The sequence below is a fragment of the Methanospirillum sp. genome (genome assembly GCF_035406105.1).
Taxonomy (GTDB): domain Archaea; phylum Halobacteriota; class Methanomicrobia; order Methanomicrobiales; family Methanospirillaceae; genus Methanospirillum.
In genome coordinates, this window is sequence record NZ_DAONKG010000183.1 from 1 (window position 1) to 4,962 (window position 4,962).

General features: G+C 49.1%; 2 protein-coding genes and 1 pseudogene. All 3 read right to left on the reverse strand.

The features are described from left to right. A pseudogene (locus tag PLA23_RS10370) lies at positions 1-655 on the reverse strand (hypothetical protein); the annotation flags it as partial. 6 nt (positions 656-661) lie between these two features. Beyond that, positions 662-4,357 carry a DUF3821 domain-containing protein gene (locus PLA23_RS10375; RefSeq protein ID WP_324475131.1) on the reverse strand — a complete coding sequence of 1,232 codons (3,696 nt, stop codon included), beginning with the start codon at positions 4,355-4,357 and terminating at the stop codon, positions 662-664. Between the two features lies 1 nt (position 4,358). Next, positions 4,359-4,962, reverse strand: a 604-nt coding sequence (locus PLA23_RS10380) for a hypothetical protein (protein ID WP_324475133.1), incomplete at its 5' end; no start/stop codon positions are given.

The window sequence follows — 4,962 nt, forward strand, 5'->3', positions numbered from 1 at the left end:
CCGTAAGCGGGACAATCCCTGATACCGGTTCCCCGACAAAGTCTGCGATAAGAACATCCGATGGTGTTTCGCCTACCGGAACAGGGTTTTCCATCTCCGGAAGCTGTGGAGGCATATCACTTATGGCAGGGTTGATTTCAGGCTGGACTGGAGATTCCATGGCAGGTTCTTGTACAATACCCGCATCCCCTGAAGGTTCCTGCGTGATTTCCACTTCAGGAACGGATCCTGCAGACTGATCCTGTATGGGGACATTGGTTACTGGCGGTGCATCGCCACCAACCGAAAGATCCAGTTTCATGCTGACTCCCGGTCGAAATGCAGTCTCCTGCCATGCCTTTTGTCCGTTTATCCAGAAGGTGATCTTTGCATTTCCGCTGGAAAGATCACCCTCTTCAGCAATAACTTTGAGCCGCTGGTCAAACGTCCCCGGTCCTCCATACGTTCCTGTTTCCTCCAGAACATACCGGCCACGTTCTGCATCATTGATCTTGGCTGACACAATTGTCCCTACCGGGGCAGGGGAGCCATCAATGGTTACGGTTCCGTAGAACTCACAGGGAAGTGCCGGAGCCCCGGCAGAACAGATGAGTACAAAGGAAAACAGGAGGAGTGTAGCCAGAGCCGTCCGGGCGGCTACGGTTCCTGTATTCATGATTCCTCACACACCAATGGCAGCCAGTGTTCCAGGCTTTTCCATATAGAGCCAGTATCCCCTCGATGGGAAGAGATATGTGTTCTCACCCTGTCCACCGTTCACAATGGTTGCCTCCCACTGCTGATGCTGTGCATCATAACCACGGGCATAAATCCACGCATCCTTGACTGATTTCAGGGTGTCCTTTGCTGTAGCCGGGGTACCGCCGGTAAATCCGATTGCCGCCCATCCGGTTGGAAGGCTTCTGGTTGGTGGAGCACTGATTGGATCGTTCTTAAAGGTCAGATTGATAGTAAACGGCGTAACTGAGTAGATCCAGTATCCATTCAGAGGTGCAATGACCGTTCCGGTAAGAACCTGATCCCAGTACTGTCGTGCCGGATCATATGCCCAGATTGCATGCCCTCCTGTCGGAACATCCCTGAATACAGCGCTTGCATTGCTGAATCCATCGGCAAGGGTCCGGGCAACGGAGATAAAGTTCCAGCCACTGTAGAGCTGAATCTTGGTCGGATCATAGGGTCCGATAGTCGGAGTCGGCTGTGGCCCTCCGATGACTGTTATGTAATCTTTCTTGACGGCCCGGTCGATCTCATCACCTAGGGTAATGGTCAAAGTAACGGTGTATTTGCCACCATACTGATAGACATGGGATGGATCTTTTACTCCCGCAGCTGTAAACCCGTCACCAAAGTCCCAGAACCAGTTTGTCGGTGATCCGGTTGATTTATCCTGGAATTTAACCGAAAGGGGAGCGGCCCCGGAGGTGGGGCTGGCAACAAAGTCTGCTTTAATCCGTGGTTCACGGACCGTTATGTAGTCAGGCTTTGTGGCAGTATCCTTTGCTCCTTCCTTGTTCATGACCGTCAGAGAGACTGTGTAGACGCCGGCCTCACTGTAGGTGTGCTTTGGATTGGTCTCGGTAGAGGTGGTTCCGTCTCCAAACTCCCAGTATCGCTCGGTCAGGTTTGTCCCGGTTGATTCGTCTTTGAACTGGACTTCAAGTGGTCTGCTTCCCTGGGTTGGATCAGCACTAAATGCAGCGGTTGGAACACGATCATCAACAATTCTGAGGGTGAGGATGATGTATTTATCATCCACAAGCCGCTGGTCAAGGAAGTCTTTGATTGCCTTGACTGCCTGGCTGCCCTGGTAGTATCCTGGTCCTTCAAGTGGGAAGAGTTTGCTCCACTCGTCCGGATAGGATGTGACCATCCAGATACGGTTCGATTCGATCGGATCCCGAACGTCGGTCTCCTTCACCATGTCAAACTTGTGGTTATACATCGGGTGCTGGAGGATGATGGTGTAGGCACCTGGCTTGAGATCACACAGACTGATGTAATTCAGGAGGTTCACCTCAAAGGTATCATCACAGAAGACCGGGATCCGTGCATTGACATACTTGTCATTCCCGACCTTTTCTTCTCCGAATATCCACAGGTTGATCTCTTTGGTGACATTATCTCCCTCTCCGGTGTGCGGGAATCCACATGCCTTTCCTTTGAGCAGGATCTGATCCTGCGAGGTCCAGCTGCATCCATTCGGACAGCATTCAACCGGCTTGGTAATAACGTCCGGCTCAAGGATTGCATCAAAGCATGGCTCTTCAAGGATGATATCCCGTGATGCGACAACTGCACAGGAACAATCCAGACAACATCCGTTAATCGGAAGGCTGGATGCATATACCGTGTAGGTTCCCGGATTGATTGGTGCTTTCTGTGTCTTCCAGGTGTATGTCCAGGTCCCGTCGCTCTTTACCGGCACTGCAATGGTCGTAAACTGATCAGATTCCTCCTTACAACCAAGCTGAATCATATCAAGTCCTGGCTGGATGATGTGCTCAGTCTCGTCAGGACGCTTCCATCCGAGGAGGTCATTTCCACACTTGTTCTGGCACTGACTACCAGTCATGAATAAATAGACCGTATCACTGTCAGTGTTTATGCCTGAGAGGGTGATATCATTACCCAGATAATATGGCGGGTCTTCCTTCACATTCAGGGTAACTACTCCCTTGTTGACCTGAACCAGTCCGTCTCCATCGATCACCTTTGCGGGATCTGATTCAACGCTCTGTACATGGATACGATACGGACGGTCTGGAGCAACATCCGGTCCGACAGTAAATTCTACCGTCTTGAATCCAGGTGTTGGTTCGTTGTCATTATCGGTTCTGACCTGAGCATAGTAGTACACACCATTCTCGTAGACATCCTGTGCATTTGGTTTGTCATCAGTTGGTACAACTGAACGGATAGTACCTGATTTCTCACAGCAATCAGGCGAGAGTTTTGTATTACCAATGGTAAATGGTCCTTCCTTATTGTCAAATCCGATTGTTCCGTCTGCAACACCACTCTGATCAGGCCGGATCATTGGTGGACGGTCACATGGAGCACCAGTCATCTTCAGAGCACAGCATTTGGTCGGGTCAGTCTCGCCAGGGGCACATTCCATGATGACAATGATGTAATCCTTGCCTGGGCGTCCTCCGATAGTAACGAAGAATGACGAGTTCCGGGTCACGGTGCCTGGATTAATAATAACATCGATTGAATCGTCGGCTATAACTGCAGGTATTACCTTCGTAATTGCTTTACCGGTCTGATCTCCTGGATAATTCTTTTTAATATTATTTAGATCGACTTCTGCATAGAAATTATATTCACCATTTGGATAGAGGCGGTTTCCATCGGATGCCAGTGCACCAGTATTCCATCCGGAGGTTTTTTTATCATTATCCGGCCAGAACCAGGGGTTAGAATCAACAACCAGTTCACGAAGAGCAATGTCTGAGTCAGGGACTCCATTGAGGGTTCCACGGAGGAATTTGTAGTTTACCTGAGTAACATTGGAAGATCCGACCATATTGATGATACCAAGATCTTCAGGTGCAAGTCCTTTTCCACGCTGAATAATGGCAGAGTAAAGGTTCGATTCAATCCGGAAGTTTACAAAGTTTCCTGCCGGGATTTTACCGCCATTTTCATTGATGTCCTGATCTTCATTCTGGTTCCAGATACGAAGTGCGATGGATGGATCCTTTACAATAAATCCAAGCTGTTTGGACTTTTCGCCAGACCAAATCCACCATCTTCCGGTACGGTTCATGAACTGTGCCGGATCAATGAAAAAACTCTTCGGATTGTCAATGACAATAGATGCTACCGGTTCGGTAAGGTATGCCTCAGAAGTCGGATCAAACCAGGCAATGGTATCACCGCTCTTCAGGAAGAGTGATACATCAAGACCCTCTTCACCAATGAAGACATCTCCGCCCTGGGGAACAACGGTTAATTTATTCTCCGCTGCACTTGAGAAATGCAGATCCTGATCAAGGTTCAAACCTGGCTGATACGGAATGGTCTCTTCAGCCTTGACGCCGTTCAGCCAGAAGGTAACGGGTTGCCCTTTCAGGGTTTCGTTTGCCCCTGCCTGCACCATCATCGGTTGAGATTCTGTTCCATATGTTCCATTTGACATCGTTACTGCAGAACCACCCCAGAATCCAAGAATATCAGATTCCACAGTGAGTCCGGGTTTTGCAGGTGTATCACCGATGTATACTGTTCCTTTCAGAAACATCGGGACCAGCTGCTTAATCTCCACATCCTCTGCCAATGCCGGCGCAATACCTGCAAAAAGAAGGAGGATCAGGAGACAGAATCCGATTCCTTTCATCACCGTACTCATCTTACTCACCACCAATCAGTTTCCCGTCAGTATTCATTTCGATGAGATACCCGACGGTTGGATACATGAATTTGTCATCATCCACTCCCCTGATAATCGGGTACTCCCACCGCTGTGTGAGCGGGTTGAACATGAGCGTCTTATTCCATGCATCTCCTAATGATGCAAGGGCAACATTGGCAGGAGTCGGCTGCATGGCCATAATACCGATACCATTCCAACCCACTTTCAGATCACGGGTAAATATTCCTCCCTTGACATAGTCAGGAGTGATCACAACAGAACCTGGATCTTCCTTCCAGACTCTGAGCGCCTCCAGAGGCTTGACCGGATAATCATCCGTTACATTCACCCACTCATTTGCAGCATTGTTGAAGACTGCATAAGGAACTCCTCCGGTCTGGATTCCTTTAAAGAGTTTGCTTACCGTGTTATAGTCTTCTGTGACTGCCATCGGGACAGAGACATGGTTCCATCCCTGCTCAATGGTAAACTGACTGCCGGTTCCAATAGTAATGTAATTATCCTTGGTTGTCGAGTTGGATCCACCATTGTTCTTCACCGTCAGGGTTACGGTATAGATACCAGGAACGGTGAATGTAATG

Coding starts and splice junctions, on each gene's coding strand:
- PLA23_RS10375 (WP_324475131.1), bottom strand. CDS start 4,357: ATGAGTACGGTGATGAAAGGAATCGGATTCTGTCTCCTGATCCTCCTT.